This window comes from Micromonospora sp. C51 (assembly GCF_018070435.1).
Taxonomy (GTDB): domain Bacteria; phylum Actinomycetota; class Actinomycetes; order Mycobacteriales; family Micromonosporaceae; genus Micromonospora; species Micromonospora sediminimaris.
Window position 1 is genome coordinate 13581 of record NZ_JAGPXQ010000038.1, and the last position, 24912, is coordinate 38492.

The following is a 24912-nucleotide window of genomic DNA, read 5'->3' on the forward strand; positions in this document are numbered from 1 at the left end:
ACGGAACGGCCCCCGGCCCCCGGCCAGGGCTCCAGCAAAGGGAGGACTGGGGAGATGGACGAGCTACCCATCGGGCGGCGGGTGGCCTACTGGCGCGGCCGGCGGAAAATGTCGCAGCAGGTTTTCGCCGACCGGTTGGGCAAGTCGAAGAGCTGGGTCGACAAGATCGAGCGGGGCGTGCGGCGGCTGGACAAGTTCTCCGTGCTCTACGAGATCGCCGACATCCTCCAGATGGACGTGCAGTTGCTGCTCGGCAAGGATCCGGAACGCCGCACCGACGCGCTCAACTGCATCGACCAGTTCGAGGTCGAGGAGATCCGGGCCGCGCTGGAGCGGTACGACTCGATCAGCGCGTACTTCGACGCGGCGCCGAGCCCACCGCCGCTGGCCGACATGAGCAAGGCGGTCACCCACGCCTGGCTGACCTACCAGTACGGCCGCTACGGCATGCTCACCCGGGCCCTGCCGAAGCTGCTCCGCGATGCCCAGGCGGCCGACGCCGCGTACGGCGGCGACCAGGCCCAGCGTGCCGCCCACCTGCTCGGGCAGGTCTACCAGCTCGCCTCCTCGGTGCTGCGCAAACTCGGCGAGTGCGATCTCGCCTGGCTCGCCGCCGACCGTTCCATCGCCGTCGCGCAACGCGCCGACGACCAACTGCTCGCCGGGGTCGCCACCACCCGGGTCTGCAACGCGCTGGTGGCGATGGGCCGGCCCCGGCCGGCGCTTGAGCTGAACGTGCGGATCGCCAACCAACTCGCCCCGGGCGGCGGCAACGACAGTCGTCCCGAGCGCCTCTCCGTCTACGGGATGCTGCTGCTCCAGGGTGCGATGGCCGCCTCCCGCATCGGTGACAGCGCCACCGTGGAGGATCTGCTCGACGGAGCCCACGCGGCGGCGGTCGAGCTCGGCGGCGACCACAACCACTACTGGACGTCGTTCGGGCCGACAAATGTGGAGCTGCACCGGGCGGCGGCCGCCGTCGAGCTGGGCGACGGCGGGCGGGCCGTCGAGGTGCACCGCCAGAAGATCCAGCCCGCGCCGTTCGATGCGATGCTGCCCGAACGCCGGGCGCATCACCTGCTCGACCTGGCCCGGGGCTTCGCGCTGATCGGCGACGTGGCCAACGCCGGGGAGATGCTGCTGCGCGGTGACCGCCTGGCACCGTCCGAGATCCGCTGCCGCCCGATCGCCCACGAGGTGATGTCGGACGTCCTTCGTCGCACACGTGGTGCGCCGCCTTCTCCGATCGCAGAGTTGGCTGAGCACATGGGAGTAGGAGTATGACCTCGGAGCCGGCATGACCGGTTCGCACCGCCACGACGGGCACCGCCAGGTGCTCTACATCATCGCCTGTGGTTCGCCACTGGCCCGAGACGTGGGCCGGCTCGTCGACCTGGCCCAGCAGGACGGCTGGGACGTCTGCGTGATCACCACGCCCGACGGTGCCAAGTTCGTCGATCGCACCGCACTGGCCCGTCAGACCGGTCACCCGGTACGCACGCACTACAAGAACCCGGGCGACCCTGACGTGCTGCCCACCGCCGACGCCATGATCGTCTGCCCGGCCACGGTCAACACCGTGAACAAGTGGGTGGCCGGCATCGCGGACACCCTCGCCCTGGGGCTGCTGGTGGAGGCCCAGGGCCGTGGGATACCGCTGGTGGCCGTGCCGTACACCAACGCGGCGATGGCCGCCCACCCCGCCTTCCGGGCGGGCCTCGCCCGGCTCGCCGAATGGGGGGTGGGCGTGCTCTTCGGCGATGACGTCTACCCTCTGCATCCGCCGGGGACGGGTGAGCGGCACCAGCACGCCTTCCCGTGGGCGCTACCGCTGACCGCCGTGCGTGACCTCCTCTGCCGGACCAGTTCACCGGCATCGCACAGTTGACGCCGCCGAGCGGGCCCGGGTGACAGCTTTGTCCCGGCCGCCACAAAGTTCACGTCCCGGCCGCGGCGAGGTCCGCGGCCGGGTGACGTCCGGTAGACGTGCTGACGCCGGTAAGCTCACCGGCCGTGAGCACAACCGAAGCCGTGCCGACCGTCGCCGACGTGGTGGCCGAGGTGGCGCGGCACTACCCGCCGGCCTGGGCCGAGGAGTGGGATCGGGTCGGCTTGGTGCTCGGTGAGCCGTCCGCCCCCGTACGCCGGGTCCTCTGCGTCGTGGACGTGGTTCCCGAGACGGTCGCGGAGGCGCTCGACGCGGGCGTCGACATGATCATCGCCCATCATCCGCTGCTGCTACGCGGGGTGTCGTCGGTGGCGCCGACGACCTACAAGGGCCGCATCGTCCACCAGCTGATCAAGGCCGATGTCGCGCTGTACGTCGCACACACCAACGCCGACGTGGCGGTGCCGGGCGTGTCCGACGCACTCGCCGCCCGGTTCGGCCTGCTCGATCTGCGCCCGCTGAAACCGGCCCGCCCGGGCACCCCCGCCGAGGGGGAGGGGCGCGGCGCCGGCCGGATCGGCCGGCTGCCACAGCCGCTGACCCTGGCCGAACTGGCCCGCCGGGCCGCCGCCGTACTACCGGCGACCGCCGCCGGAGTACGCGCCGCGGGCGATCCGGACCGCCTGCTGCGTACCCTGGCGGTCTGCGGTGGCGCCGGGGACAGCTTCCTGGCCGACGCCACCGCCGCCGGGGTGGATGCCTACCTCACCTCGGACCTGCGCCACCACCCGGCCGGCGAGCACCTCGCCACCGGAGGGCCGGCGTTGCTCGACGCCACCCACTGGGCCACCGAACGGCCGTGGCTGGACGACCTCGCGGCGCTGCTACGGGCCGCGCCCGGCGTCGAGACCCTGGTGTCCGACCTGGACACCGACCCATGGACCGTGCACGCCGCCTCACCGCACCCGGACGAACGCGCGCCGGACGAACCCGCAGCGGACGACAAGGAGCCCGACCGTGAAGGCTGACCCCCAGGTCCAGCGCCGCCTGCTCGATCTCCAGGCGATCGACACCGCCCTCGCCCAGCTCGCCCACCGGCGTCGGTCGTTGCCCGAACGGGCCGAGCTGGAGGCCCTCGCCCGGGAGTTGTCCGCCCTGGAGGACGAGCGGGTCCGCGCCCAGGTGGCGGTCGACGACCTGGACCGCGACATCGCCCGGCTGGAAAAGGACGTGGACCAGGTCCGGGCGCGTAAGACCAAGGACGAGGACCGGCTGGCCGCCGGCACCGGCCCGGCCCGCGAGCTGGAGGCACTCCAGCACGAGCTGGCCTCCCTCAACCGCCGGCAGAGCGACCTGGAGGACGCCGAGCTGGAGCTGATGGAGCAGCGGGAGACCGCCCAGTCGGTGCTGGACGGCGTGGAACAACGACTGACCGAGGTGCGGGAACGGCGGGCGGCCACCGAGCAGCGGCGCGACGACAGCCTCGCCGAGATCGGTCGCGAGGAGGAGTTCAAGCGCTCCGCCCGCCAGCCCCTCGCCAACGACCTGCCCGCCGACCTGGTGCAGCTCTACGACCGGATCCGCACCGACACCGGCCTCGGCGCCGCGCTGCTGACCGCCGGTCGCTGCGGCGGATGTCGGCTGGAGCTCTCCGGCGCCGACCTGGCCCGGATCCGCAAGGCCGACCCAGACGACGTGGTCCGCTGCGAGGAGTGCCGCCGGATCATGGTCCGCACCAACGAGTCCGGGCTGTAACCGTGGCCGCGCGCGCGGTCCTCGTCGAGGCCGACGGCGGATCCCGGGGCAACCCCGGGCCGGCCGGGTACGGTGCGGTGCTCCGCGACCCGGCCACCGGCGAGGTGCTGGCCGAGCGGAGCGAGGCGATCGGCACCGCCACCAACAACGTCGCCGAGTACCGCGGACTGATCGCCGGCCTGGCCGCCGCCGCCGAACTGGGTGCCGACGAGGTCGAGGTCCGGATGGACTCCAAGCTGGTCGTCGAGCAGATGTGCGGCCGCTGGCAGATCAAGCACCCCGGCCTGCGCCCGTTGGCCGCCGAGGCCGCCCAACTGGTCGGCCGGTTCACCGCCGTACGGTTCAGCTGGATTCCCCGGGACCGCAACACCCACGCCGACGCCCTCGCCAACGCCGCGATGGACGCCGCAGCCGCAGCCGGCGTCGCCACGCCCGCCGTCGAGCCGCCCCGCGTGGTCGAGCCGCCGCGTCGCCTCGGTGGCCCGGAGCCCGCCGGTGGCGGTGCCGCCAAGGTCGCCGCCCGGGCCGAGTCACCGGGTGCCGACCTGACCAGCGCGCCGGTGTCCTGGGAGCCCCGGCCCAGCTTCACCGCCACCCGGCTCATCCTGATCCGGCACGGCGAGACCGAGTACACCGAGCAGGGCCGCTACTCCGGTCGCGGTGACATCCCGCTCAGCAGCAAGGGCCAGGCCCAGGTGCGGGCCACGGCCGCACGGGTGGCCGCGCTCGCGCCGAACGCCGTGGCCGTGGTCAGCTCACCGCTGTCCCGGTGTACGGCAACCGCCGAGGCGATCGCCGCCGCCGTCGGCGACCTGCCGGTACGCCGCGACGACGAACTCATCGAATGCGACTTCGGTGCCTGGGAGGGACGCACCTTCGCCGAGGTCCGCGAGGGCTGGGCCGGCGAACTCGACGCCTGGCTCGCCTCCACCCGGGTCGCCCCGCCGGACGGCGAGTCGTTCGCCGCGGTCGCCGAACGGTGCGACCGGGTGGTGCGACGGCTGCTCGACGCGTACCCCGGGCAGACCGTCGTGGTGGTCTCGCACGTCTCGCCGATCAAGCTGATGCTGCGCGACGCGCTCGCCGCCACCGACTCCTTCCTGCACCGCCTCTACCTCGACGCGGCCGGCGTCTCGGTGCTGGACCGCTGGCCCGACGGCGGCGTCGCCGTCCGCTCGGTCAACGAAACCGCTCACCTCGCCGACCTCTGACCCGCCACCCGGCCCCGTCTCGCCGATCTCGCACTCTGGTCCCTGACGGCCGATTCGCGGAGCCACCGGGGCGGGATCGGCGGTTCAGAAGAGGGCGCGCCAGAGCAGGTAGCCGCCGATGACGGTGCCGAAGCTGACGATGATCGTCTTCAGCACCACCGAGGGAAGCCGGCGGACCAGGCGGGCACCGACGTACCCGCCGACCAGCGTGGCCGGGGCTACCACCGCGACCCCGGCCCAGTTCACCGGGCCGGCGATGGCGAAGACGACCACCGTGGTGAGGCCGATCACAGCGGACAGCAGATTCTTGATCGCGCTCACCCGGGCCAGCGTCGCATCCAGCACCAGGGCCAGCCCAGCGACCAGCATCACCCCGACGGCGGCACCGAAGTAACCGCCGTACACCGCGGCCAGCGCCACCACCACCTGCACCGTCACGGCCCGGCGGCGCGGCGTCAGGTCACGCGGGTGGCCGACCAGCCGGCGCAGCGGGTCCTGGAACGCCAGCAGCGCGGTCGCCCCCAGCACCAGGAAAGGTACGACCAGCTCGAACGCCCGCGCGGGGGTGACCAGCAGCAGCCCGGCACCGGCCAGCGCGCCGACCACCGTGGTGGGCACCAACGCGGCCAGCAACCGCGACCGAGGTAGATCCACCCGGCTGCCCGCCACGGCGGCGAGATACCCGGGAGCGACCGACAGCGAGTTGGTGACGTTCGCCGGAACCGGCGGCAACCCGATCGCGAGCAACGCCGGAAACGTGATCAGCGAACCACCGCCGGCCACCGCGTTGACCGTACCCGCGGCGAGTCCGGCGGCGAGCAGTAACGCGGCTTCGGCGAGTTCCATGATCCGCAGGCTAGCGGTCCGGCTCCTGCGCCGGTTGCCCTCCCCGGCTCCTGCGCCGGTTGCCCTTGCCGGCTACTCGCCGATCGGGCCGCCGGCCACCTCGGTCACGATGTCGAGGTGGCCGAGGTGGCGCGCGTACTCCTGCACCAGGTGGAACATGATCCGCTCCAGCGACGCCGGATCCGCGCCCTCCCACCGTGGCCCCGGCGCCCCGCGTGCGGCCAGATCGGTGCCCTCGACCACCGCCCGGGTGTGGGCACCCTGCGACCGCAACGCGGCCGCCAACTCCGCGAAGCTCTCCTCCGGCGCGACGTACCACCGTTCGTCACGCTGGTCGCCCCACGGGTCCGCGACGTCGCGCCCCTGGAACCCCCACTCGATCCAGCGAAGCTCCACGTAGCGCAGGTGCTTGAGCAACTCCAGCGGGGTCCAGCCGGACGGCAGTCGGCTGCCCCGCCGCTCCTCCTCGGTCAGCCCGGCGGCCTTCGCCAGCACGCCCTCCCGGAAATAATCCAGGTAGCGCAGGAACACCTCGGCCCGCCCGTCGGCCGGCGCAGTCGGTTCAGGGAACGGCGGCATCGTCACCGCGCCATTATCCGCCCGCCTGCCCTACGCCGCCCTGCCACCGCGTGCCCAACCGCCCCCACGCGCTGCCGTGTCCGAGCCGCCCCCGGTGGCGCGGTCCATGGCAGCGAATGCGGTCGACCCGCCAGCCCGGAAACACCACCACTGCCACGGATCGCCGGCTGCGCGTCGACCAGACCCCGGCGGCGGGATCGGGGCTGCCCGCGTTACCTGGGCGAGCCTCGTGCCCGCCGGCCCTGATGCAGGCGCGGCAATAGTCGCGCACCCGGTGTCGTTAGGATGGGTACGCGACGGACGAGTCGACCGGGCGGTCGCGGCGGCGGGCTGCGGCCCGCCGCCGAGGAACGTCCGGACTCCACAGGGCAGGGTGGTTGCTAACGGCAACCCGGGGTGACCCGCGGGACAGTGCCACAGAAAACAGACCGCCGGCCCCATCGGGGACGGTAAGGGTGAAACGGTGGGGTAAGAGCCCACCAGCATCCCGGGTGACCGGGATGGCTCGGTAAACCCCACCCGGAGCAAGGCCAAGAAAGGGCTGCCATCGCAGGATGACGCCCGCGCAGACGCTTGAGGGCGGCCCGCCCGATGTCTGCGGGTAGGCCGCACGAGCCTGTCGGCAACGGCAGGCCGAGATGGATGGCCGCCGCCGGCACGCACCCCAGGTGCGCGCCGCGCACAGAATCCGGCGTACAGGTCGACTCGTCCGTCGCCCACCAGGTCGTAGTCTCGATCGAGGCTGCGACCCGGTTCTGTCTTCGGTCATCGATGGGCCTTGCGCTCCACAGATGGCCGTACGAGCAGCGACGTGCCGTCGGCGAACGCCCTAGGCTGACATCATGCCGGCGGAGCGTGAAGTGATCGACCTGGATGAGCACGACCGGCAGTCGACGGGCGCGGGTCGGGCTGCTCCCGACCGCCTCCGGTCCAGACGGAAGATGAGTGTCGGGCTCGTCGCTGCTTTCGTGGCCGGCGGGGTGCTTGGTGGCTTGGGTGTGAGCGAGCTACGGGATTCGCGGGAGGAGCGGGAGCGACATGCTTCGGTCGCGCTCGTGGCGGTCCCCGTGTCCATCGCTGGCGAAGGTTCGTACGTCTCGGGTGTTCTTCGGATGGACGGGCAACTGGCAGTGACAAACGCTGGCCAGGCGCCGATCACGGTTCGTACGGCGACTGGGCAGGGACCGGGCGCCCAGGTCCGGGACACCGGCGAGTCTGGTTTGCTCCGCCCCGGTGATACGGACCTGATCGATGTCGAGCTGCGCCTCGAATGCGCGACCGCGTTCGAGAGTGGGCACTTGCCGATGCGATTCTCGGTCGAGACCGACGATCGCCAGGTCATCGAGATCGACTACCCCGTGGCTCTGGGGGGCAGCGTCTGGCAGGTCCGGGCTGAGCAGCCGTGCGCGCGCACTTCCGGGGAATGAGAAGGCACGGCTGATCCGCGTCCTCATCCTCGTCACCGGGGCCAAGTGGGACGCTGCGGCTAAAGGGATCGGTGCCGGGGCGACTCACGTGCCGGGTGGGAACCATTGTCGAGCCGATGCGGGCAGCAGCAACAAGCCGACAACGGCAGCGAAGGCCAGCATCCGTAACACCGACAGTGGGTGGATGTCGGGGAGTTCCACAAGGCCGTACGCGATGTTGAAAGCGGCGAAACCGACCGTCAGGATCTGGGCACGCCCGACCTGGCGCCACAGGCCGTACGCGAAGGACAGCGACAGGAGGATCAGTCCCACGACGAAGATCGTCGTCCTGGGCTCGGTGGCCCCCGGCGCGGTACTCGTCTTGAACTGGACCACCTGGATGGCGCTTGCCAGCAGAAAGCTGATCGCGGCTGCGACGACCGGGACGGGAACGCGTCGTCGATCCTGATCGATCATCGGCACATGGTAGGTGTGGTCTGCTCGGGTCGACCAGATGTGATCGATGGATCGAGCGGCGCAGGCGACGGCCGGCGGACAGGCGACGGCGGCGGCTTGCGGGGCAGCGGGGACGGGTGGGCTGTCGCTAGGGTCCGGGTATGGAGGCTCCGCCCGGCCACGTGGTCACTGCGATGATGGCGAGCACCGGCGACGAACGCGTGGTGCTCGACGCGTTTCTCGATTTTCATCGCGCGGTGTTGCTCGGGAAGCTGCGGGGGATCTCCGACGCTGAGGCTGCCCGGCGACTCGTGCCGTCGGCGACCACCCTCGCCGGCCTGGTGAAGCACCTGACGCTTGTGGAGCGGAACTGGTTCCGCTGTCTGCTCGCGCCCGGCCCGGGGGACGTCTATCTCACCTCCGAGGAGGACGCGACGGCCAGCTTCGCGTTGGCCGAGGGGGACACCATCGAGCGGTTGTCGGCGGCGTACGAGGCGGAGTGCGCCCGGTCGCGGGAGGTGGCGGCCCGCTTCGACCTCGACCATGTGGTGCCTCACCCGCAGCTCGGGGAGGTTTCGTTGCGCTGGATCATGGTGCACCTGATCGAGGAGACGGCCCGGCACGCCGGCCATGCCGATATTCTCCGCGAACTGACCGACGGCTCGACGGGGGCCATCTGACCGAGGTCCACCCTGCGACTGGCGAAGACCGTTGCCTCAGGCGGGAGCCAGGAGTTTGGCGAGCCGGTCGGCTACCGGTGGGGCGTGCAGGTGCAGGCGGGCCACGTTTATCGCATCGGCACCGACCACCGAGAGCAGCGCATGCGGGCCGACGGCGTACACGGAGAAGTAGCCGGCCTGGTTGCGGACGGTGGACTGACGGAATTCGCCCTGGCCGAGGCGGAGGCTGACCTGCCGGCCGAGGCCGAAGGTCGCCGCCGCCATCGCGGCCAGGTCGTCCGGGTCCAGAGTGTCGGGCACGTCGTGCGCGATGAGCAGGCCGTCGACTCCGCCGAGAACACTTCCCTGCACCCCGGGGATCTGGAGGCGCAGCTCGTGCAGTTCGGTGCCGATCGCCGGGTACGGCAGCGACGGGTCACCGGCCAGCGACGGTGGGAGCCGCACCGGCGGCGGAAGGTTCGGCTGCTGCGCGGTACGACGGGGGAGGAGAGTGTCACCGCTGCTCACAGTTCCAGCTGCTCCTCGATGGTGCGCAGCTGGTGCCGGGCGAGCGCCAGGTTGGACCGGGTCTTGCTGAGCATCAGGTAGAGGAACAGCCCCTTGCCGTTGGGGCCGTTCAGCGGCCGGATGATGTGGTACTGGCCGCCGAGGGTGATGAGCATGTCCTCGATGTCGTCGTTCAGCTTGAGCATCTCGATGGTGCGCATCTTGGCGCGTACCACGTCGGTGTTGCCAGCGGCGGCCACGGTGAGGTCGATCTCCGGAGTACCACCGGCGACGCCGAGGGTCATCCCGCTGGTGTAGTCGACGAGTGCGGCGCCGATGGCCCCGTCGATCGTCATGGCGTCCTTCAGGGCGGTGTCGAGGTTTGCCACGTGCCTCTCCAGGTTCTGCTGACGAGCGGTAGGTGCGCACTGGTACGGGGTCGTACCGGGTGAGCAAATCTCGGATGAGACTGGCACATGCAACCTCCCATCCGCATCTTGTGCAGCGCGAACGGGCTGAGCGGGCCACGTTGGGTGACCACCGGGGCGGCCGAGAATCGCCGCAGCGGCTGATGCCAGAAGAACGAATTCGTCTGCTACCTGCGTGGATGCTTCCCGCTCCAGCTGAGGAGCCGGGCGGCGCGCTGAACGAGACGACGGTCAGTTCAGGCGGGTGCGCCGGCGAGGTCGGCGAGCACACGTCGCTGGAAGGCGCGAGCGGCCGCCCCGGCCGGTGGCGGACCGCCGTCGCGAGCGGCGATCGACCGCTCGACCAGTTCAATGGTGTCGGCGTCGACAAGCGGTCCGGCCTCGTCCAACAGCCGCCGGCCAGCGGCCACCTTGGGTAGCCACATCCCGGTACGCAGGCGTGCCCAGGAACGGCAGGCACCGAGCACGGCGTCCTCCGCTCCGGGCGCGGGCACCTCCTCGGCGGGCACCGGTCGCGCCAACCACCAACGCAACGCCTCCAGGACCAGTCGGCGCAGATCCTCGGGGGCCAGATCGGCGAAGGCGTCGGCGGCGGGCGGACCGAGCAGCGCCCGCCCGCTCTGATGCAGGATGCTGCGGTCCAGGCCGTACCAGAACAGGCCGTCCGCGCTCGGGCGCTGCGCCGGGCCGTACGACACCCGGAAGTCCATCCGGGCACCGGTGTTCAGCTCGACCTCGAAACCCGGCTCCGGCGTGCCGGACCGCGCCGCCTCCCGCTGGTACACGACCAGTTCCAGGCCGCGCGCCGGGCAGGGCAGCGCCTCGTGCCGCAGCCGGGCCACCAACTCCTCGGCGACCCCGTGGTCGAGCGGCCCGGCGCAGACCAGTGCCACGTCCACGTCGCTGCGTCCGGGTTGGTACGCGGCCAGACCCACCGAGCCCGCCGCGTACGCCCCGCACAACTCGGCACCGAGCACGTCGCCGGCCACCGCGACCAGGTCGGTCAGGTACCGCCGCAGCGGTTCAGGCGTACTCCAGCTCACCGGGCTCGCCCCACTGCGTGCCGGCGGGCAGGAAGAAGGCGGAGGTCTCCCCGCCGAGGGCGTGCCGGATGACCAGCCGGGCGTGCTCGTCGAGGTCGGGCAGCCGTCCCGGCGGGAACCATCGCACGTCCAGCGACTCGTCGTCGTTGACGCGTGCCTCGCCGCCCAGCAACCGGCAGTGGAAACCGAGATTCAGGTACTCGCAACGGTCGCCGTTCGGGTACGTGTGCGGGTGCGACACGGCACTGCTGAGCCGCAGCGGTTCGACCGCCAGGCCGGTCTCCTCCAGCACCTCGCGCACCACTGCGGTGGCGGGCTGCTCACCCGGCTCGACGAAGCCGCTCACCACCGACCAGCGACCGTCGTCGGCCCGTTGGGCGAGCAGTAGCTCACTCGCGTCGTTGCGGACGATTGCGCTCACGCTGGGTAGCCAGAGTAGGTCGTGGCCGACGTGCTTGCGCATCCGCAGGATGTAGTCCGGTACGCCCATCCGGTGACCTTAGCCAATCCGTGGATCCACCCCCGCACCCGGGCTGGTGGCGACGATTTTCGCAGTTCAGGCCCGCAGGCCAGGGGCCACGTCTACTGTGGAAGGGCCCGGTGACTTGCGGTGTTCCGGTGGCGGTCGGTCGTTTCCCGGTGCACAGTGATGCCATGAGCGACAGCGGACGTGGACGTTACTACTGGTGTACGCGACACCACCGGGTCGAGTCCGGTGCCGACGTGTGCCCCGCGCGGCACGTTCTCGGCCCGTACGACTCGGCCGCCGACGCGGAGAACGCCCTGCAACAGGTGCGGGAACGCAACGAGGCGTGGGAGGCCGAGGACGCTCGCTGGACCGGGGAGGACAGGTAGACGGCGCGGGACGCCTCCCGCGCCGAGGCACTGCGTGCGTCGCGAGGGCGGCAGCACGTCCCCATGAAGGGAACCGAGATGGCCGAAGCGCAACAGGCCACCCGCCCGGCCGCGAAGCGTACGCCCGCGAGGAAGACCGCCGCGACGGAACGCACCGCGGGCCTCGCCCGTACCCCGTCGACCCGCCGCGCGTCCGGCACCGCGCCGGCTTCCCGTAAGGCGACCGGCGGCGCCGCGGCGCCTGCCGGCAGGTCGGCGACACTGGCGCGGAAGACCGCCGCGGCCAAGAAGGCGGCCCCCGCGAAGAAGACGGTGTCGGCGAAGGCCGCGCCGAGCAAGGCACCCGCCGCGAAGACCAGCTCGGCTTCGGCGCGGACCGCCACCGGCGCGCGCACGACCACATCCGCGGCGAAGCGGGCGGCTGCGAAGAAGGCGACCTCCACACGGAGCACGGCGGCCAAGGCCCCCGCGAAGAAGACCGCCCCGGCCCGCAAGACGGCACCCGCGAAGAAGGCCACCTCCGCACGGGGCACGGCGGCGAAGGCTCCCGCGAACAAGGCAGCGTCCGCGAGGAAGGCGGCCCCGGCCCGCAAGACCGCTCCCGCGAAGAAGGCGACGGGTACGCGGAGCACGTCGGCCGCGCGCAAGGCACCGGCGAAGACCGCGACGTCGACGGTGAAGAAGGCGGCGGCGCGGAAGACGGCGGCGGCTCCGGCGAAAAAGGCCGCGGCGAAGAAGGCACCCGCGAAGACGGTGGCCGCCAAGAAGGCGCCGGCTCGGCAGAGTACGACGGTGGCCAGCCGGACGGCGGCGAGGAAGACGGCCACGTCGAGGGCTCCCGCGAAGACTCCCGCGTCGAAGTCGGCAGCGAAGAAGGCACCGGCGAAGAGGGCCCCCGCGAAGAAGGCACCGGCGGCGAAGAGAGCGCCCGCGAAGAAGGCACCGGCGGCGAAGAGAGCGCCCGCGAAGAAGGCATCCTCGTCGAGGGCGGCGGCGAAGAAGACGCCCGCGAAGACCGCCGCGGCCCGGAACACCGGGCGTGCCGCGTCCGGCGGGCGGACCGGCACCCCGCGCAGGACGGCCGGCTGACCCGGCGTACGCCGACGACCCGTCGCTCGGCGGAGGGCGCGGTGCGTCCGGCGCTGTCAGGATGGGCGCATGGTCATCCGACGTGTGCTGGCGCCGCGCATCGACTTCGGGGCGCTGCGCCGAGAACTGGGTCTGCCCGAGACCTACCCGGAGGCGGCGCAGCGGGAGGCCGACGAGGCAACCGCCGCACCGCCCCGGCCGGCCGTCGACTGCACGGACGTCCCGCTGGTCACGATCGACCCGCCCGGCTCGCGGGATCTGGACCAGGCGATGCACCTCAGCCGCCGCGCTGGCGGCGGCTACCGGGTGCGGTACGCGATAGCCGACGTCGCCGCCCACGTGCGTCCAGGCGGTGTGCTGGAGGACGAGACCTGGCGTCGGGGGCAGACGGTTTACCTTCCCGACGGCAACGTGCCGCTGCACCCGTACTCGCTCGGCGAAGGCGCGGCAAGCCTGCTGCCCGACGTCGACCGGGCAGCCGTGCTGTGGACCATCGACCTGGACGCCGACGGTGACACCAGCGCGGTGGTGGTGCAGCGCGCCCTGGTCCGCAGCCGGGCCCAGTTGGCGTACCCGCAGGTGCAGGCCGACGCCGACGCGGGGCGGCTCCCCGAACCGATCGCCCTGCTGCCCGAGATCGGTGCGCTGCTCACTGCCCGAGGGCTGCGCCGGGGAGCGGTCAACCTGCCGATTCCCGAGCAGGACGTGGAGGCCGACGGCGACGGTTGGCGACTCGTGCTGCGGGCACCGGTGCCGATGGAGGAGCACAACGCGCAGATCTCCCTGCTCACGGGGATGGCCGCCGCTGACCTGATGCTGGCCGGCGGGATCGGCCTGCTGCGGACGATGCCCGCGCCGAAGCCCGAGGCGGTGCAGCGGCTGCGGGCCGCCGCCGCCCCGCTGGGCGTGCACTGGCCGGACGACGTCGGCGTGGGTGAACTGCTGCTCCGGTTGGACCCGGCTCAGCCCCGGGCCGCCGCGTTCATCGACCAGGCGGCGGAGCTGATGCGTGCGGCCGCGTACACCCCGTTCGACGGCGAGCCGCCCGAGCAGCCGGCGCACGGCGGGGTCGCGGCCGCGTACGCCCACGTCACGGCACCGCTGCGACGACTCGCCGATCGGTACGCCACGGAGATCTGCCTGGCGCTGCACGACGGCCGTGAGGTGCCCGACTGGGCCCGCGCGGCGCTGCCCCGGCTGCCGTCGGTGATGGCGGCCACGGACCGCACCGCGTCCGCGGCGAGCCGAGGCGCGATCGACCTGGCCGAGGCGGTGCTGCTGGCCAACCGGGTCGGCGAGACCTTCGACGCCGCCGTGCTCGACGTCGACGCGCCGGCGAACGGCAAGGCCCGTGAGAGCCGCCCACCCGGCGGCACGGTAGCCCTCGACGACCCGCCGGTACGCGCCCGCTGTCTCGGCGAGCTGCCACTGGGCACCCGGGTCCGGGTCCGGCTGGTCGCCGCCGACCCGGCCACCCGTTCGGTCGCCTTCGAACTCGCCTGACACCCCGACGCCGCGCCGCGACCTGTGTTGGCGGTTCGGCCCGTGCCGTGCCGGCGGCAGCGGGCATTGTCACAGCGTCGGGCGCTGCTGCCGGAACAGCTGATTTGCGAGGATGACGACCATGGCATATGACCCGAGCACCCTGCCCGACGTTTCCGGGCTCACCATCGGCATCATCGGTGGCACCGGCGATCAGGGCCGGGGGCTCGCCTACCGGTTCGCCCGGGCGGGCCTGACGGTGCTGATCGGTTCCCGCTCCGCGCAGCGGGCCGCCGAGTCGGCCGCCGAGATTGCCGCGCTGCCCGGCGTGCCTGCCGGTGGCAGCGTCACCGGTGCCGACAACGACGAGGTGGCCCGGCGCAGTGACGTGGTGATCATCGCGGTGCCGTGGGACGGGCACGCCGCCACGGTCGGCGCGCTCGCCGAACCGCTTGCCGGCAAGATCGTCGTGGATTGCGTCAACCCGCTCGGCTTCGACAAGCAGGGCCCGTACGCGCTACCGGTGCCGGAGGGCAGCGCCGTCCAGCAGGCCGCCGCGCTGCTGCCCGGCTCGCGGGTCTGCGCCGCGTTCAACCACGTCAGCGCTCCGCTGCTGGCCGACCCCGAGATCGACCGCATCGAGCTGGACGTGCTGATCTGCACCGAGGAGCGGGAACTGGTCGGCATCGTCGGCGCGCTCGCCGCCCACATTCCCGGCATGCGCGGCATCTACGCCGGACGGCTGCGCAACGCGCACCAGATCGAGGCGTTCACCGCCAACCTGATCGCCATCAACAAGCGCTACAAGGCGCACGCGGGCGTCCGCGTCACCGACCTCTGAACCCGTTCCGGTCAACCGGGTGCTGGCCGCCGACCGCGCAGGTCACCAGGAGCAGCCGAATCCGTGGCAGAGAAAGTGTCAGCCGGCCGGCGTGTCCACTACCGCAGCTGCCACGGATCCGGATCCTTCGTCAGGGGCGTCTGGCGGTCAGAAGTTGACGTTGACGCCGGCCGACTTGCAGGCCGTGCTGAGGGCAGCGCCGGCCTTCTCGAAGCCCGGGTTGTCGGCAGCCGTCGCCGGGTCCGTGGCGTTGGCGGCCTTGCCGGCCTCCGCGCCGAACTCCTCCAACGCGGCAGCTACCTTGCTGTCGGTGGCACCGGTGGCGGCCACCCGGGTCACCTCGTTCTGCAATCCGGACAGGATCTTCTGGAACAGTGCCGGCGACGGCTCGCTACCGGAACTCACCGCGGCGACGAGATCCTCCTTCATCTTGTCGCTGGCCTGCTTCGCCGACTCGCAGAGCTGCTTGTCGCTCACCACGTCCGCCGCGTCGGCGGTCGGCGGCGCGGCGGTGGATGCGGCGGAGGTGGCGGACGCCACGGTGGCCGACGGCGAAGCTCCGCCCGTCGGGGCCGCCTCCTCGCCACCGCAGGCGGCCAACGCCAGCAGTGAGGTGCAGGCCAGGACAGAGAAAATAGCGCGTACTCGATTCACGAGCGAGAACCGTAGCGGCTTTCGGGAAAACTCGCTCGCCCTATCCAGCGTCCAGGCGCGGTGCCACAGTTGCGGAGCGGGGCCGGAACTCTGTCGTACGTATGTTCTATCGTCGGTGGCGTGTTGGAGGAGTTGGAGCGGGCAGAGGTGGCGACGCGTTCCTGCGTCGACGCCGCTGTCTGGGCCGTGCCGGAGAGTGAGCTGATCGATGCCCTCGAAGCCGCGCACCGGCTGGAGCAGCGGCTCGCCGCCATGAAGCTGGCGCTGGTGCGTGAGTTGGAAGGCCGTGGCGTGGCGGTGGCGCAGGGCGCGTCGTCCACCGCCGTCTGGCTCCGCGACCGGCTCCGGCTCGGCGTGCCGGCGGCCCGCCGGTTGGTCGACCTCGCTGAGGCGCTCGACCGCGAGTCCGACGAGATGAGCGCCGCACTCGCCGCCGGCCGGATCGATCTGGAGCAGGTCCGGGTCATCGCCGATGTCGCGGCCACGGTTCGAGGTGCGGCCGGCACCGAGGCGGCCAGGTCGGCTGTCGAACTCCTCCTCGACTGGGCCGGGCAGTTCGATCCGTCCGCCCTGCGCCGACTTGGGGGCCGGATTCTCGAACATCTGGCACCCGAGGTCGCCGAGGCGGCCACCGGTAGAGCGTTGGAAGCAGAGGCGGCCCGCGCCGCGCGCGACCGGCAGGTAACCCTCTCCGACCTGCGGGATGGGCGCACCCGGCTGGCTGGCAGCCTCGACGCGGAGACCGCCGCACTGTTGCGGGCCGCCATCGAGCCGCTCACCGCACCCGCCGGCCCGGACGATCCCCGTTCGCCCGGGCAACGGCGCCACGACGCCCTGGGCGACATCTGTCGGCTCGTCCTGGGCACCGGCGAGTTGCCCGGGCACGGCGCTGACCCCGCCCAGATCGTCGTCACCACCGGGTATGACACCCTCACCGGAAGCCTCGGGCCCGGCACGCTGGACAGCGGTATCACCCTCACGCCCGCAACGGTGCGCCGGTTGGCCTGCGACGCGGCGGTCCTGCCCGCAGTGCTCGGCGGCGCAGGCCAGGTCCTCGACGTGGGTCGGCAACGTCGGCTCATCACCGGGCCGCTGCGGCGGGCCCTGGTGCTGCGAGATCGGGGCTGTGCCTTTCCGGGCTGCGACCGGCCGCCCCGCTGGTGTGAGGGCCATCATCTGCGGCACTGGGCCGACGGCGGCGTCACCAGCCTCGCCAACGCGGTACTGCTCTGCCGCCACCATCATCGTCACGTGCACCAGCACGGCTGGCAGGTCCACCTCGCCGCCGACGGTCATCCAGAGTTCATCCCGCCCGCCTGGCTCGACCCCGGTCAGCGTCCCCGTCGCAACCACCTACACCACTCGCCTGCGCCCGGGACGCCGTGGCCAGCAGACCCAGCGTCCGGCCGGTCGAAGCCGTCGACCTCGATGCCCGCCGCGGGCTCGCCCACGCTCATGTCCAGCGCCCCGGCACAGATGGCCTCCGTGTCCGCCGGGTCGCGATTGCTGACGCAGGTGCCGGCCCGGCCACGAGCCCGCGCGGTCGTAACCCGTCCAACGGCCAGCCGGGAGGCGCGACTGCCGGGCGGGGCGGAACGGCAGGCCACGAGGCGCCCGTTCGGTCGTCCCGTCCGCCGGGCGCACCCGCCCTGACCGTCGAGCCATTGCCGACGGCCATCCGTTGCGCCACGCCGACGCTTGTCGATGACCGGCCGCCGACGGACGATCCTGGAGCACCGATGGGGTGTGGGTCGGTGGAAAGCTGCCGCCGTGGCGGTGGCCGAGGCTAGCGTCCGACGGTGAACAGGTCACCGCGTCAAGGAGAGTCCTGCCATGACCACTCGACTCAACCCTTATCTCACCTTCGACGGCGATGCCCGCCAAGCCATGGAGTTCTACCAGTCGGTGTTCGGCGGGCAGCTACGGATCAGCACTTTCGGTGAGTTCGGCACGTCCGACCCGGCGGTCGCCGACAAGGTCATGCACGCGCTGCTCAACACCGACCGGGGCTACACCTTGATGGCGGCCGACACCGCACCCGGCATGCCGTACCAGCCCGGCAGCACCATCACGTGCAGCCTCAGTGGCGACCCGGAGGAGGGCCTCGCGGAAGCGTGGGAGAAGTTGTCCGACGGCGGCACCGTCACGGTGCCGTTCGAGAAGCAGATGTGGGGGGATCTGTACGGCATGTGTGTCGACAGGTTCGGTGTTCCGTGGATGGTGAACGTCGTGCAGTCGCAGTGATCCGCCGGTAGCCGGCGACGCCCGCCAGGCCGGCGGCAGCGGTCGGGCCGGGCGTGGCAGGAGGATGGCAGCTCCGGCCGCTACCGGCGGGTGGCGGCCAGGGCTGCCACGGCCGTCGTCCCGGCCGGCCCCGCGTCGTCGCCCCGGCGACTCCGACCATCAACTCACCCGGCGACCCCGACCGTCGCCCGGGTGAGTTGATGGTCGTGGCCGGGTCTGCCACAGACCAACAGACGGTCAGAAGGTGTGTTCGGCGGCGGGGAACTGGCCGGAGCGGACCTCGTCGGCGAAGCGGCGGGTGGCCTCGTCGAGCGTGTCGGCCAGGGCGGCGTAGCGCTTCACGAAGCGTGGTGCCTTACCGGTACGCAGGCCGGCCATGTCCTGCCAGACGAGCACCTGGGCGTCGGTGTCCGGGCCGGCGCCGATGCCCACAGTCGGGATCGGCAGCTCGGCGGTGACCCGCTTGGCGACGTCGCCGGGCACCATTTCCAGCACCACCGCGAAAGCGCCAGCCGCGGCGACCGCCCGCGCGTCGGCAAGCACCTCGTCGGCGGTCTCGCCCCGGCCCTGCACCCGGTACCCGCCGATGGTGTGCTCACGCTGCGGGGTGAAGCCGATGTGCGCCATCACCGGGATGCCGGCGCCGACGATCGCCTCGATCTGCGCGGCGCAGCGCTGGCCGCCCTCCAGCTTCACCGCGTGGCAACCGCCCTCCTTCATGAACCGGACGGCCGTCCGCAGCGCCTGGGTCGGACCCTCCTCGTACGAGCCGAAGGGCAGATCACCGACGACCAGGGTCTGCCGGGTGGCCCGGACGACCGCCCGTACCAGCGGCAGTAGCTCCTCGGCGGTCACCGGCAGGGTCGTCTCGTAGCCGAACACGTTGTTCGCCGCCGAGTCGCCCACCAGCAGCACCGGAATGCCGGCGGCATCGAAGATCGACGCCGTGTACTGGTCGTACGAGGTGAGCATGGACCACTTCTCGCCGCGCTCCTTCGCGGCGAGCAGGTCACGGGTACGGACGCGACGGGTGGCCGGGCCGCCGTAGAGAGCGGTCACCTCGGCCGGAGTGGACTCCACCACGATGTTCTCCTTCCTCGAGGCCGCGTACGCGGTCCCCGGGTTCTGCCGCGATCGTCCCACCGTGCGGGCGGTCGGCGGCAGGGCGCAGTGGAGGATGTCACTCCGGCCGGCCGGCGTGGGCCGGCCCCGCGGCCCTGGAGCCGGTCAGCCGTTCTCGCGCCACCGGTTGGTGATCGGTAGCCGCCGGTCCCGTCCGAACGCCTTCATGGAGATCTTCGTACCCGGCGCGGACTGGCGGCGCTTGTACTCGGCGGTATCCACCAACCGCAGCACCTTGTCCACCACGGCCGGGTCGTGGCCGTCGGCGATCAGCCCCTCCCGGCCGAGGTCACCATCGATGTAGCCGATCAGGATCGGGTCGAGCACGTCGTAGTCGGGCAGCGAGTCGCTGTCGAGCTGGCCCGGGCTCAGCTCGGCGCTCGGCGGCTTGCCGATCGAGTTCTCCGGGATCGGTGGCGTCAGACCCAGCCGGGTCGCCTCCGTGTTGCGCCACTTGGCCAGCCGCCAGACCAGGGTCTTCCACACGTCCTTGACCGGGTTGAAGCCACCGACCGAGTCGCCGTACAGGGTCGAGTAGCCGACCGCCAGCTCGCTCTTGTTGCCGGTGGTCAGCACCAGATGGCCCTCCTGGTTCGACAACGCCATCAGGATGACGCCGCGTACCCGCGCCTGGAGGTTCTCCACCGCCACCCCGGACAGCGACATGTTCGCCAGGAAGGTGTCCACCATCGGCTGGATCGGCTCCACCCGGTAGTCCAGGCCGGTCCGCTTGGCCAGGTCGGCCGCGTCGGAGCGGCTGTGCTCCGAGGAGTGCTGGCTGGGCAGGGAGACACCGACCACCCGGTCGCCGCCGAGGGCATCCACCGCGATGGCCGCCACCACCGCCGAGTCGATGCCGCCGGAGAGCCCGAGCACCACAGAGGGAAAGCGGTTCTTCTCGACGTAGTCCCGCAGGCCGAGCACCAGCGCCTGCCACACCTCGGCCTCGTCGGCCACCGGTTCGATGAGGCCGCCGGTGGCCGCCGGGCCCGTCGGTGAGGGCGGGAGCCCGTCGACGGTACGACGCACCACCCGCAGCCCTTCGGCCAACTGCTCGCCGTCGCCCGCATCGGTGCCGTCGGTGGCGGCAGGCAGGTCGACGTCGTGCACGAGCAGGTGGGTGACGAACTGCGGTGCCCGGGTCAGCACCGTCCCGTCCGCCGCGACGATCATCGAGTCGCCCTCGAAGACCAGCTCGTCCTGACCACCGATCATGTTGACGTACGCGATGGTGGCACCGGCCTCGGCGGCCCGCCGGCGGACCAGCGGCATCCGCAGGTCGTCCTTGTTCAGCTCGTACGGTGAGCCGTTGATGTTGACCACCAAGCCAACCCCGGCCCGGCGGGCGGCGGCGAACGGCCCACCGGCCTGCCACAGGTCCTCGCAGATGGTCAGCGCCACGTCCACCCCACCGAGCCGGACCACGGTGAGCATGTCGCCGGGCAGGAAGTAGCGGTCCTCGTCGAAGACGCCGTAGTTGGGCAGGTGGTGCTTGAAGTAGGTGGCGACCACCTCGCCGCGGTGCAGCAGCGCGGCGGCGTTGCGCGCGCCCCGGCCCGGCTCGGCGTCCGCGCTGACCTGCGGCGGGCCGTCGGCGTCCAGGTAACCCACCACGACCGGCAGGTCGCCCAGGCCGTCGGCGGCCAGATCGGCGGCGAGCTGGCCGAGCGCCGCCTGGGAGGCGGCCACGAAGGACCGCCGGAAGACCAGGTCCTCCACTGGGTAGCCGGTCAGCATCATCTCCGGGAACAGGACCAGTTGGGCGCCGGCAGCGGCGGCCCGGCGGGTCCAGGCGCGGACGAGACCGGCGTTGCCGGTGAGGTCACCGACACTGGGGTTGACCTGGCACAGGGCGAGACGCAGGGTGGGCATGTCCTCATCTTGCCCCAGCGCCATGGGCTCGACACGTCGGCGTGGGGCAGTACGACCGGGCCGGACCGCCGGTCGGGACGGGACGGGACGCAACGGCCGCGGTTCGGTTAACGTCTGCGTAATCGGGTCGGTGGAGACTGGTCGGTCAGGTCGGGCAGAGTCCGACCCAAGGCGGACATAGCGTGTCGCGGAAGGTTGGGGAAGTGGACCGTCAGCAGGAGTTCGTCCTCCGTACGCTGGAAGAGCGGGACATCCGTTTCGTCCGGCTGTGGTTCACCGACGTGCTCGGCACGCTCAAGAGCGTGTCGGTCGCCCCGGCCGAACTGGAGGCCGCCTTCGAGGAGGGCATCGGGTTCGACGGCTCGGCCATCGAGGGATTCGCCCGGGTCTTCGAGTCGGACATGGTCGCCATGCCGGACCCGACCACCTTCCAGGTCTTCCCGTTCGAGGGCGGGGTGAGCGGCGAGAGCGCCCGGATGTTCTGCGACATCCTGCTGCCCGACGGCGGCCCGTCCTGGGCTGACCCCCGCCACGTGCTGCGTCGGGCGTTGTCCCGGGCGGCGGAGAAGGGCTTCACCTTCTACACCCACCCCGAGATCGAGTTCTTCCTGCTGGAGAACGGGCCGATGGACGGCACCGTGCCGGTGCCGGTGGACACCGGCGGGTATTTCGAGCACACCACCCACGCCGTGGCGCGGGACTTCCGCCGCCAGGCGGTGCTGTCGCTGGAGCGGATCGGCATCTCGGTGGAGTTCAGCCACCACGAGGTCGCCCCCGGCCAGCAGGAGATCGACCTGCGCTACGCCGACGCGCTGACCACCGCCGACAACATCATGACCTTCCGGCACGTGGTCAAGGAGGTGGCGCTCTCCACCGGCGTGCAGGCCACCTTCATGCCCAAGCCGTTCACCGACCAGCCGGGCAGCGGGATGCACACGCACCTGTCGCTGTTCGAGGGGGAACGCAACGCGTTCCACGACGCCAGCGACCCGATGAAGCTGTCCAAGGTGGCCCGGGCGTTCATCGCCGGGCTGCTGGCCCACGCCCGGGAGTACACCGCAGTCACCAACCAGTGGGTGAACTCGTACAAGCGGCTGTTCCCGCAGGCGCTGCCGGATCGGGTCACCGAGAGCCCCGCGTACGTCTGCTGGGGGCACCTGAACCGCTCCGCGTTGGTCCGGGTCCCGGCGTACGGCAAGCCGAACTCGGCCCGGGTGGAGATCCGTTCGCCCGACTCGGCCGCCAACCCGTACCTCGCCTTCGCGGTGCTGCTCGGCGCCGGGATGAAGGGCATCGAGGAGGGGTACGAGCTGCCGCCGGGCGCCGAGGACGACGTGTGGGCGCTGACCAGCGCCGAGCGGCGGGCGATGGGGTACGAACCGCTGCCGGAGAACCTGTCCGAGGCGATCGACGTGATGGCCGGTTCGGAACTGGTCGCCGAGGTGCTCGGCGAGCACGTCTTCGACTTCTTCCTGCGTAACAAGCGGGCCGAGTGGGAGCAGTACCGCCGCGAGGTCACTCCCTACGAGCGCCAGCACTACCTGTCGCTGTAACCGCCGCTGCGGCGGGCCCGTCGGCACGGGCCCGCCGCCGGGCTGTCGAGCGTTGCCCGGTGCCGCTATCGTCTCGATCACCGTGCCGGCGGCACTCGTCGGCCGGAGACTCGTCGGGAGGCAGTCGGTGCTGGAGGATCTGCTCAGCGGAGCCTGGCAGAGCGTGGTGTTCGGGGTCGTCGGAGTTGGCCTGATGGCCGCCGGCTTCGTCCTGGTCGACCTGCTCACCCCGGGCAAACTGCGGGACCTGATCTGGGTACGCCGCAACGCCAACGCTGGACTGCTGCTCGCCGCGAACCAGCTCGGCGTCGCCGGCATCGTCTTCACCGCGATCCTGACCAGCTACAGCGACTTCGCCAAGGGGCTGGCCTCGACGGTGATCTTCGGGCTGATCGGTCTCGGCATCATGGCGTTGGCCTTCTTCGTGCTGGACCTGATCACGCCGGGCAAGCTCGGCGAGGTCATCTGCGCCGACGAGCCCCACCCGGTGGCCCGGGTCAGCGCCGCCAGCCATTTCGGCGCCGCGCTGATCGTCTGCGCCTGCATCGCCTGACAGCACCCCGACCGAGTCTGCCCGCCGGGGAGCGGCCCGGTCCGGCCCGTACGCGGTCGCCGGATGCGGCAAGTCGGGCCTTCCCGGGCTCGGGAGACCGCGACTTGCCGCATGTCGTGACTCGGGCTGGGCCGGGCTGGGCTGGGCCGGGCTGGCCGGGCCGGGCCCGTCCGGACAGCCCGCCCGAGGTGTCACTTGCCGGCGGACTCGCCCTCGCCGCCCCGCGCGCCCGGGCCACCCCAGCCGCCGAACACACCGGCCTCGACGGCGGCGGTGATCGCGTCGGCCTGCTCCTGGGTCAGCTTGCCGTCCTCGACCGCCTGCGCGAGCCGTTCGGCCAGTGCCTCCTTGCGCTCCTCGGCCGACGGCGGCGTCCGCCGCTCGCCCGCACGGCCCTCGGCGGCACCGTCGCCGCCCATCCGGCCCGCACCGCGGCCCGGGAATCCCCGGTGGCCCTCGCGGTCCGTCCGGCCCTCCGGCTGGTGCTGCTCGCGGAGCTTCTCCAACGCCTCGGTCACCTTCTCGGTGGGCACGCCGAGCTCCTCGGCCAGCGCCTCGGCGAACTGCGCGTGCCGTGCGGCCCGCTGTTCCTGCCGGTCGCCCTGCGGCTCGCTGCTCGCGCTGGCGCTCGGGGTGGCCTTGTCGTCGGCGAGCGCCACGGTGGGAGCGGCGATCCCCACGCCGAGCACGCCCGCCGCAGCCAGGCCGGCCAGCAGGTGCTTCTTCGAAATCGTGCGGGACATCGTTCCTCCAACTCGTCGGTGATGTGATGACGTCACCGACAGTGACGAACCCGGCTGGGCGCGGACCATGGCGAAGCTGTCAGCGAGCTGGCAATCCGGGCCAGAAATCCGGACGTGTCCGACAAAGAGTCAGCGGACGGCGGCGACCACGCTGAGGGTGCCGGCGTCGGCGTCCAGGGTCGCCCGGGTACCGACCGGAACGGTGAGCTGCCCGGGGCCGTGCCCGATCGGCAGACCCCCCAGCACCGGTACGCCCAGGTCGCCGAGGCGCTCGGCGAGCACGTCGGCCACCGTGGTGTCCCAGCCGTCGGCGCAGTCGGTGAACTGCCCCACCGCCACCCCGGCCAGTCCGTCCAGCGCGCCGGCCCGGCGGAGCTGGGTCAACATCCGGTCGACCTTGTACGGCGGTTCCTGCACGTCCTCCAACAACAGCACCGCGCCGGTCAGGTCGGGCATGTCCGGGGTGCCGAGCGAGGCCACGACCAGGCAGAGGTTGCCGCCCAGCAGCCGGCCGGTGGCCCGGCCCGCGACGCGTACGCCGAAGGTCTCCTCGCCCTCGACGGCGCGTACGGTGACCGGCTCGGTGCTGGTCATCGCCGCGTGCAGGGACTCGGCCGAGGCCAGCGGGGTGCGCTCGTCACGCCAGGCCGCCCCGGGACCGTGCACCCCCGCCAACCGGGCACCCCGCCAGAGCGCCAGCTGCAGCGCGGTGATGTCGGAGAACCCGGCCACCATCTTCGGGTCACGGCGTACCGCCGCCATGTCGATCGCGTCCACCACCCGCTGCGCCCCGTACCCGCCCCGGGTGCAGATCACCCCGCGCACCTGCGGATCGGCGAACGCCGTGTTGAGGTCGGCCGCCCGCAGCGCGTCCGCCCCCGCCAGGTAGCCCTGCCGGGCGTAGGCGTTGGGCGCGAGCACCGGCCGCAGTCCCCAGCCGGTGAGCAGCTCCACACCCCGGGCCACCCGTTCCGGGCGGGTTGGTCCGGACGGCGACACCAGCATCACCGTGTCGCCGGGGCGCAGGGCGGGCGGGCGTACGACGTCGTCGGGCGTGATGTGGTCGGACACAGCGGCAGAGCCTACTGCGGTGGCCAGCCAAACTTCGCCGTTGCCGGACACCGCG

At 72.0% G+C, this 24912-nt stretch carries 26 protein-coding genes and 1 other RNA gene; 14 read left to right on the forward strand and 13 right to left on the reverse strand.

Annotation, left to right across the window (positions count from 1 at the left end; translation table 11 throughout):
- Positions 1-54: 54 nt before the first annotated feature.
- From KBX50_RS26390 to KBX50_RS26410, 5 genes are all read left to right on the forward strand, one after another.
- The gene (locus tag KBX50_RS26390; protein ID WP_093401285.1) at positions 55-1284 is read left to right on the forward strand and encodes a helix-turn-helix domain-containing protein; all 1230 of its coding nucleotides are present in this window, start codon (positions 55-57) and stop codon (positions 1282-1284) included.
- A gap of 13 nt (positions 1285-1297) precedes the next feature.
- A complete protein-coding gene (locus KBX50_RS26395) occupies positions 1298-1888 on the forward strand; it encodes a flavoprotein (protein WP_210940378.1) in 591 nt (196 codons plus the stop codon).
- A 125-nt stretch (positions 1889-2013) separates the two neighbouring features.
- Positions 2014-2916 (forward strand): Nif3-like dinuclear metal center hexameric protein, encoded by a 903-nt coding sequence (locus tag KBX50_RS26400; RefSeq protein ID WP_210940379.1) that lies wholly within the window; start codon positions 2014-2016, stop codon positions 2914-2916.
- Complete coding sequence (locus KBX50_RS26405) at positions 2906-3643, forward strand: zinc ribbon domain-containing protein (RefSeq protein WP_093401282.1); 738 nt, start codon at positions 2906-2908, stop codon at positions 3641-3643. Before KBX50_RS26400 ends, KBX50_RS26405 begins: the two co-directional genes overlap by 11 nt.
- A 2-nt stretch (positions 3644-3645) precedes the next feature.
- Complete coding sequence (locus tag KBX50_RS26410) at positions 3646-4854, forward strand: bifunctional RNase H/acid phosphatase (RefSeq protein ID WP_210940380.1); 1209 nt, start codon at positions 3646-3648, stop codon at positions 4852-4854.
- 84 nt (positions 4855-4938) lie between these two features.
- On the opposite strand, the gene KBX50_RS26415 is transcribed toward KBX50_RS26410, so the two are convergent.
- Positions 4939-5700, reverse strand: a complete 762-nt coding sequence (locus KBX50_RS26415) for a sulfite exporter TauE/SafE family protein (protein WP_210940381.1) — start codon at positions 5698-5700, stop codon at positions 4939-4941.
- 72 nt (positions 5701-5772) lie between these two features.
- A complete protein-coding gene (locus tag KBX50_RS26420) occupies positions 5773-6279 on the reverse strand; it encodes a DinB family protein (protein ID WP_247674477.1) in 507 nt (168 codons plus the stop codon).
- Positions 6280-6580: 301 nt separating this feature from the next.
- Here KBX50_RS26420 and rnpB point away from each other — a divergent pair.
- Both rnpB and KBX50_RS26430 read left to right on the forward strand, forming a co-directional pair.
- Positions 6581-6991, forward strand: an RNA gene (rnpB, locus tag KBX50_RS26425) — RNase P RNA component class A.
- 130 nt (positions 6992-7121) lie between these two features.
- On the forward strand, positions 7122-7706 hold the full coding sequence (locus tag KBX50_RS26430; protein ID WP_210940383.1) for a hypothetical protein: 585 nt from the start codon (positions 7122-7124) through the stop codon (positions 7704-7706).
- Between the two features lie 84 nt (positions 7707-7790).
- Here the strand turns inward: KBX50_RS26430 and KBX50_RS26435 are convergent, their stop codons facing one another.
- A complete protein-coding gene (locus KBX50_RS26435) occupies positions 7791-8168 on the reverse strand; it encodes a hypothetical protein (protein WP_210940384.1) in 378 nt (125 codons plus the stop codon).
- 167 nt (positions 8169-8335) lie between these two features.
- On the opposite strand from KBX50_RS26435, the gene KBX50_RS26440 reads away from it, so the two are divergent.
- Entirely contained in the window at positions 8336-8821 is a 486-nt protein-coding gene (locus KBX50_RS26440; RefSeq protein WP_210940410.1) for a DinB family protein, read from the forward strand.
- 36 nt (positions 8822-8857) lie between these two features.
- Here KBX50_RS26440 and KBX50_RS26445 read toward each other — a convergent pair whose 3' ends face one another.
- The 5 genes from KBX50_RS26445 to KBX50_RS26465 form a co-directional block, all read right to left on the reverse strand.
- Entirely contained in the window at positions 8858-9328 is a 471-nt protein-coding gene (locus KBX50_RS26445; protein WP_210940385.1) for a roadblock/LC7 domain-containing protein, read from the reverse strand.
- The gene (locus KBX50_RS26450; RefSeq protein WP_210940386.1) at positions 9325-9696 is read right to left on the reverse strand and encodes a hypothetical protein; all 372 of its coding nucleotides are present in this window, start codon (positions 9694-9696) and stop codon (positions 9325-9327) included. The genes KBX50_RS26445 and KBX50_RS26450 overlap by 4 nt, the downstream gene beginning before the upstream one ends.
- A gap of 275 nt (positions 9697-9971) precedes the next feature.
- The gene (locus KBX50_RS26455; protein WP_307871079.1) at positions 9972-10778 is read right to left on the reverse strand and encodes a nucleotidyltransferase domain-containing protein; all 807 of its coding nucleotides are present in this window, start codon (positions 10776-10778) and stop codon (positions 9972-9974) included.
- Positions 10759-11268 (reverse strand): NUDIX domain-containing protein, encoded by a 510-nt coding sequence (locus tag KBX50_RS26460; protein WP_210940387.1) that lies wholly within the window; start codon positions 11266-11268, stop codon positions 10759-10761. The genes KBX50_RS26455 and KBX50_RS26460 overlap by 20 nt, the downstream gene beginning before the upstream one ends.
- 190 nt (positions 11269-11458) lie before the next feature.
- Positions 11459-12700 (reverse strand): hypothetical protein, encoded by a 1242-nt coding sequence (locus KBX50_RS26465; protein WP_210940388.1) that lies wholly within the window; start codon positions 12698-12700, stop codon positions 11459-11461.
- A gap of 91 nt (positions 12701-12791) precedes the next feature.
- Here KBX50_RS26465 and KBX50_RS26470 point away from each other — a divergent pair, with 91 nt between their 5' ends.
- Both KBX50_RS26470 and npdG read left to right on the forward strand, forming a co-directional pair.
- Positions 12792-14225: an RNB domain-containing ribonuclease gene (locus KBX50_RS26470; RefSeq protein WP_210940389.1), complete on the forward strand. Its 1434-nt coding sequence runs from the start codon at positions 12792-12794 to the stop codon at positions 14223-14225.
- Between the two features lie 121 nt (positions 14226-14346).
- Positions 14347-15045 (forward strand): NADPH-dependent F420 reductase, encoded by a 699-nt coding sequence (gene npdG / locus KBX50_RS26475; RefSeq protein ID WP_210940390.1) that lies wholly within the window; start codon positions 14347-14349, stop codon positions 15043-15045.
- 147 nt (positions 15046-15192) lie between these two features.
- Here npdG and KBX50_RS26480 read toward each other — a convergent pair whose 3' ends face one another.
- Positions 15193-15699 (reverse strand): hypothetical protein, encoded by a 507-nt coding sequence (locus tag KBX50_RS26480; protein ID WP_210940391.1) that lies wholly within the window; start codon positions 15697-15699, stop codon positions 15193-15195.
- A gap of 120 nt (positions 15700-15819) precedes the next feature.
- Between KBX50_RS26480 and KBX50_RS26485 the strand changes: the two genes are divergently transcribed.
- The gene (locus tag KBX50_RS26485) at positions 15820-17352 is read left to right on the forward strand and encodes an HNH endonuclease signature motif containing protein (protein WP_210940392.1); all 1533 of its coding nucleotides are present in this window, start codon (positions 15820-15822) and stop codon (positions 17350-17352) included.
- Positions 17353-17532: 180 nt separating this feature from the next.
- Positions 17533-17943, forward strand: coding sequence for a VOC family protein (locus KBX50_RS26490; protein WP_210940393.1), 411 nt, complete (start codon positions 17533-17535; stop codon positions 17941-17943).
- Positions 17944-18180: 237 nt separating this feature from the next.
- Here KBX50_RS26490 and panB read toward each other — a convergent pair whose 3' ends face one another.
- Together panB and KBX50_RS26500 are read right to left on the reverse strand one after the other, a co-directional pair.
- Positions 18181-19026 carry a 3-methyl-2-oxobutanoate hydroxymethyltransferase gene (panB, locus tag KBX50_RS26495; protein ID WP_093401579.1) on the reverse strand — a complete coding sequence of 282 codons (846 nt, stop codon included), beginning with the start codon at positions 19024-19026 and terminating at the stop codon, positions 18181-18183.
- 144 nt (positions 19027-19170) lie between these two features.
- A complete protein-coding gene (locus KBX50_RS26500; RefSeq protein WP_210940394.1) occupies positions 19171-20937 on the reverse strand; it encodes an NAD+ synthase in 1767 nt (588 codons plus the stop codon).
- Positions 20938-21140: 203 nt separating this feature from the next.
- Between KBX50_RS26500 and glnA the strand changes: the two genes are divergently transcribed.
- Entirely contained in the window at positions 21141-22490 is a 1350-nt protein-coding gene (glnA, locus tag KBX50_RS26505; protein WP_093401577.1) for a type I glutamate--ammonia ligase, read from the forward strand.
- Between the two features lie 127 nt (positions 22491-22617).
- Entirely contained in the window at positions 22618-23043 is a 426-nt protein-coding gene (locus tag KBX50_RS26510) for a DUF350 domain-containing protein (RefSeq protein ID WP_099850791.1), read from the forward strand.
- Between the two features lie 191 nt (positions 23044-23234).
- On the opposite strand, the gene KBX50_RS26515 is transcribed toward KBX50_RS26510, so the two are convergent.
- Complete coding sequence (locus KBX50_RS26515) at positions 23235-23786, reverse strand: hypothetical protein (protein ID WP_210940395.1); 552 nt, start codon at positions 23784-23786, stop codon at positions 23235-23237.
- Positions 23787-23915: 129 nt separating this feature from the next.
- A complete protein-coding gene (locus tag KBX50_RS26520) occupies positions 23916-24791 on the reverse strand; it encodes an LD-carboxypeptidase (RefSeq protein ID WP_247674483.1) in 876 nt (291 codons plus the stop codon).
- Positions 24792-24912 lie beyond the last annotated feature (121 nt).

What these genes read in the sequence shown, in the direction of transcription:
- KBX50_RS26415 (WP_210940381.1), bottom strand. Translation starts at nt 5,700, where the DNA reads ATGGAACTCGCCGAAGCCGCGTTACTGCTCGCCGCCGGACTCGCCGCG.
- KBX50_RS26515 (WP_210940395.1), bottom strand. Translation starts at nt 23,786, where the DNA reads ATGTCCCGCACGATTTCGAAGAAGCACCTGCTGGCCGGCCTGGCTGCG.
- KBX50_RS26470 (WP_210940389.1), top strand. Translation starts at nt 12,792, where the DNA reads ATGGTCATCCGACGTGTGCTGGCGCCGCGCATCGACTTCGGGGCGCTG.
- KBX50_RS26500 (WP_210940394.1), bottom strand. Translation starts at nt 20,937, where the DNA reads ATGCCCACCCTGCGTCTCGCCCTGTGCCAGGTCAACCCCAGTGTCGGT.
- KBX50_RS26395 (WP_210940378.1), top strand. Translation starts at nt 1,298, where the DNA reads ATGACCGGTTCGCACCGCCACGACGGGCACCGCCAGGTGCTCTACATC.
- KBX50_RS26460 (WP_210940387.1), bottom strand. Translation starts at nt 11,268, where the DNA reads ATGGGCGTACCGGACTACATCCTGCGGATGCGCAAGCACGTCGGCCAC.
- KBX50_RS26390 (WP_093401285.1), top strand. Translation starts at nt 55, where the DNA reads ATGGACGAGCTACCCATCGGGCGGCGGGTGGCCTACTGGCGCGGCCGG.
- KBX50_RS26490 (WP_210940393.1), top strand. Translation starts at nt 17,533, where the DNA reads ATGACCACTCGACTCAACCCTTATCTCACCTTCGACGGCGATGCCCGC.
- KBX50_RS26520 (WP_247674483.1), bottom strand. Translation starts at nt 24,791, where the DNA reads ATGCTGGTGTCGCCGTCCGGACCAACCCGCCCGGAACGGGTGGCCCGG.
- KBX50_RS26430 (WP_210940383.1), top strand. Translation starts at nt 7,122, where the DNA reads ATGCCGGCGGAGCGTGAAGTGATCGACCTGGATGAGCACGACCGGCAG.
- KBX50_RS26420 (WP_247674477.1), bottom strand. Translation starts at nt 6,279, where the DNA reads ATGCCGCCGTTCCCTGAACCGACTGCGCCGGCCGACGGGCGGGCCGAG.
- npdG (WP_210940390.1), top strand. Translation starts at nt 14,347, where the DNA reads ATGGCATATGACCCGAGCACCCTGCCCGACGTTTCCGGGCTCACCATC.
- KBX50_RS26440 (WP_210940410.1), top strand. Translation starts at nt 8,336, where the DNA reads ATGATGGCGAGCACCGGCGACGAACGCGTGGTGCTCGACGCGTTTCTC.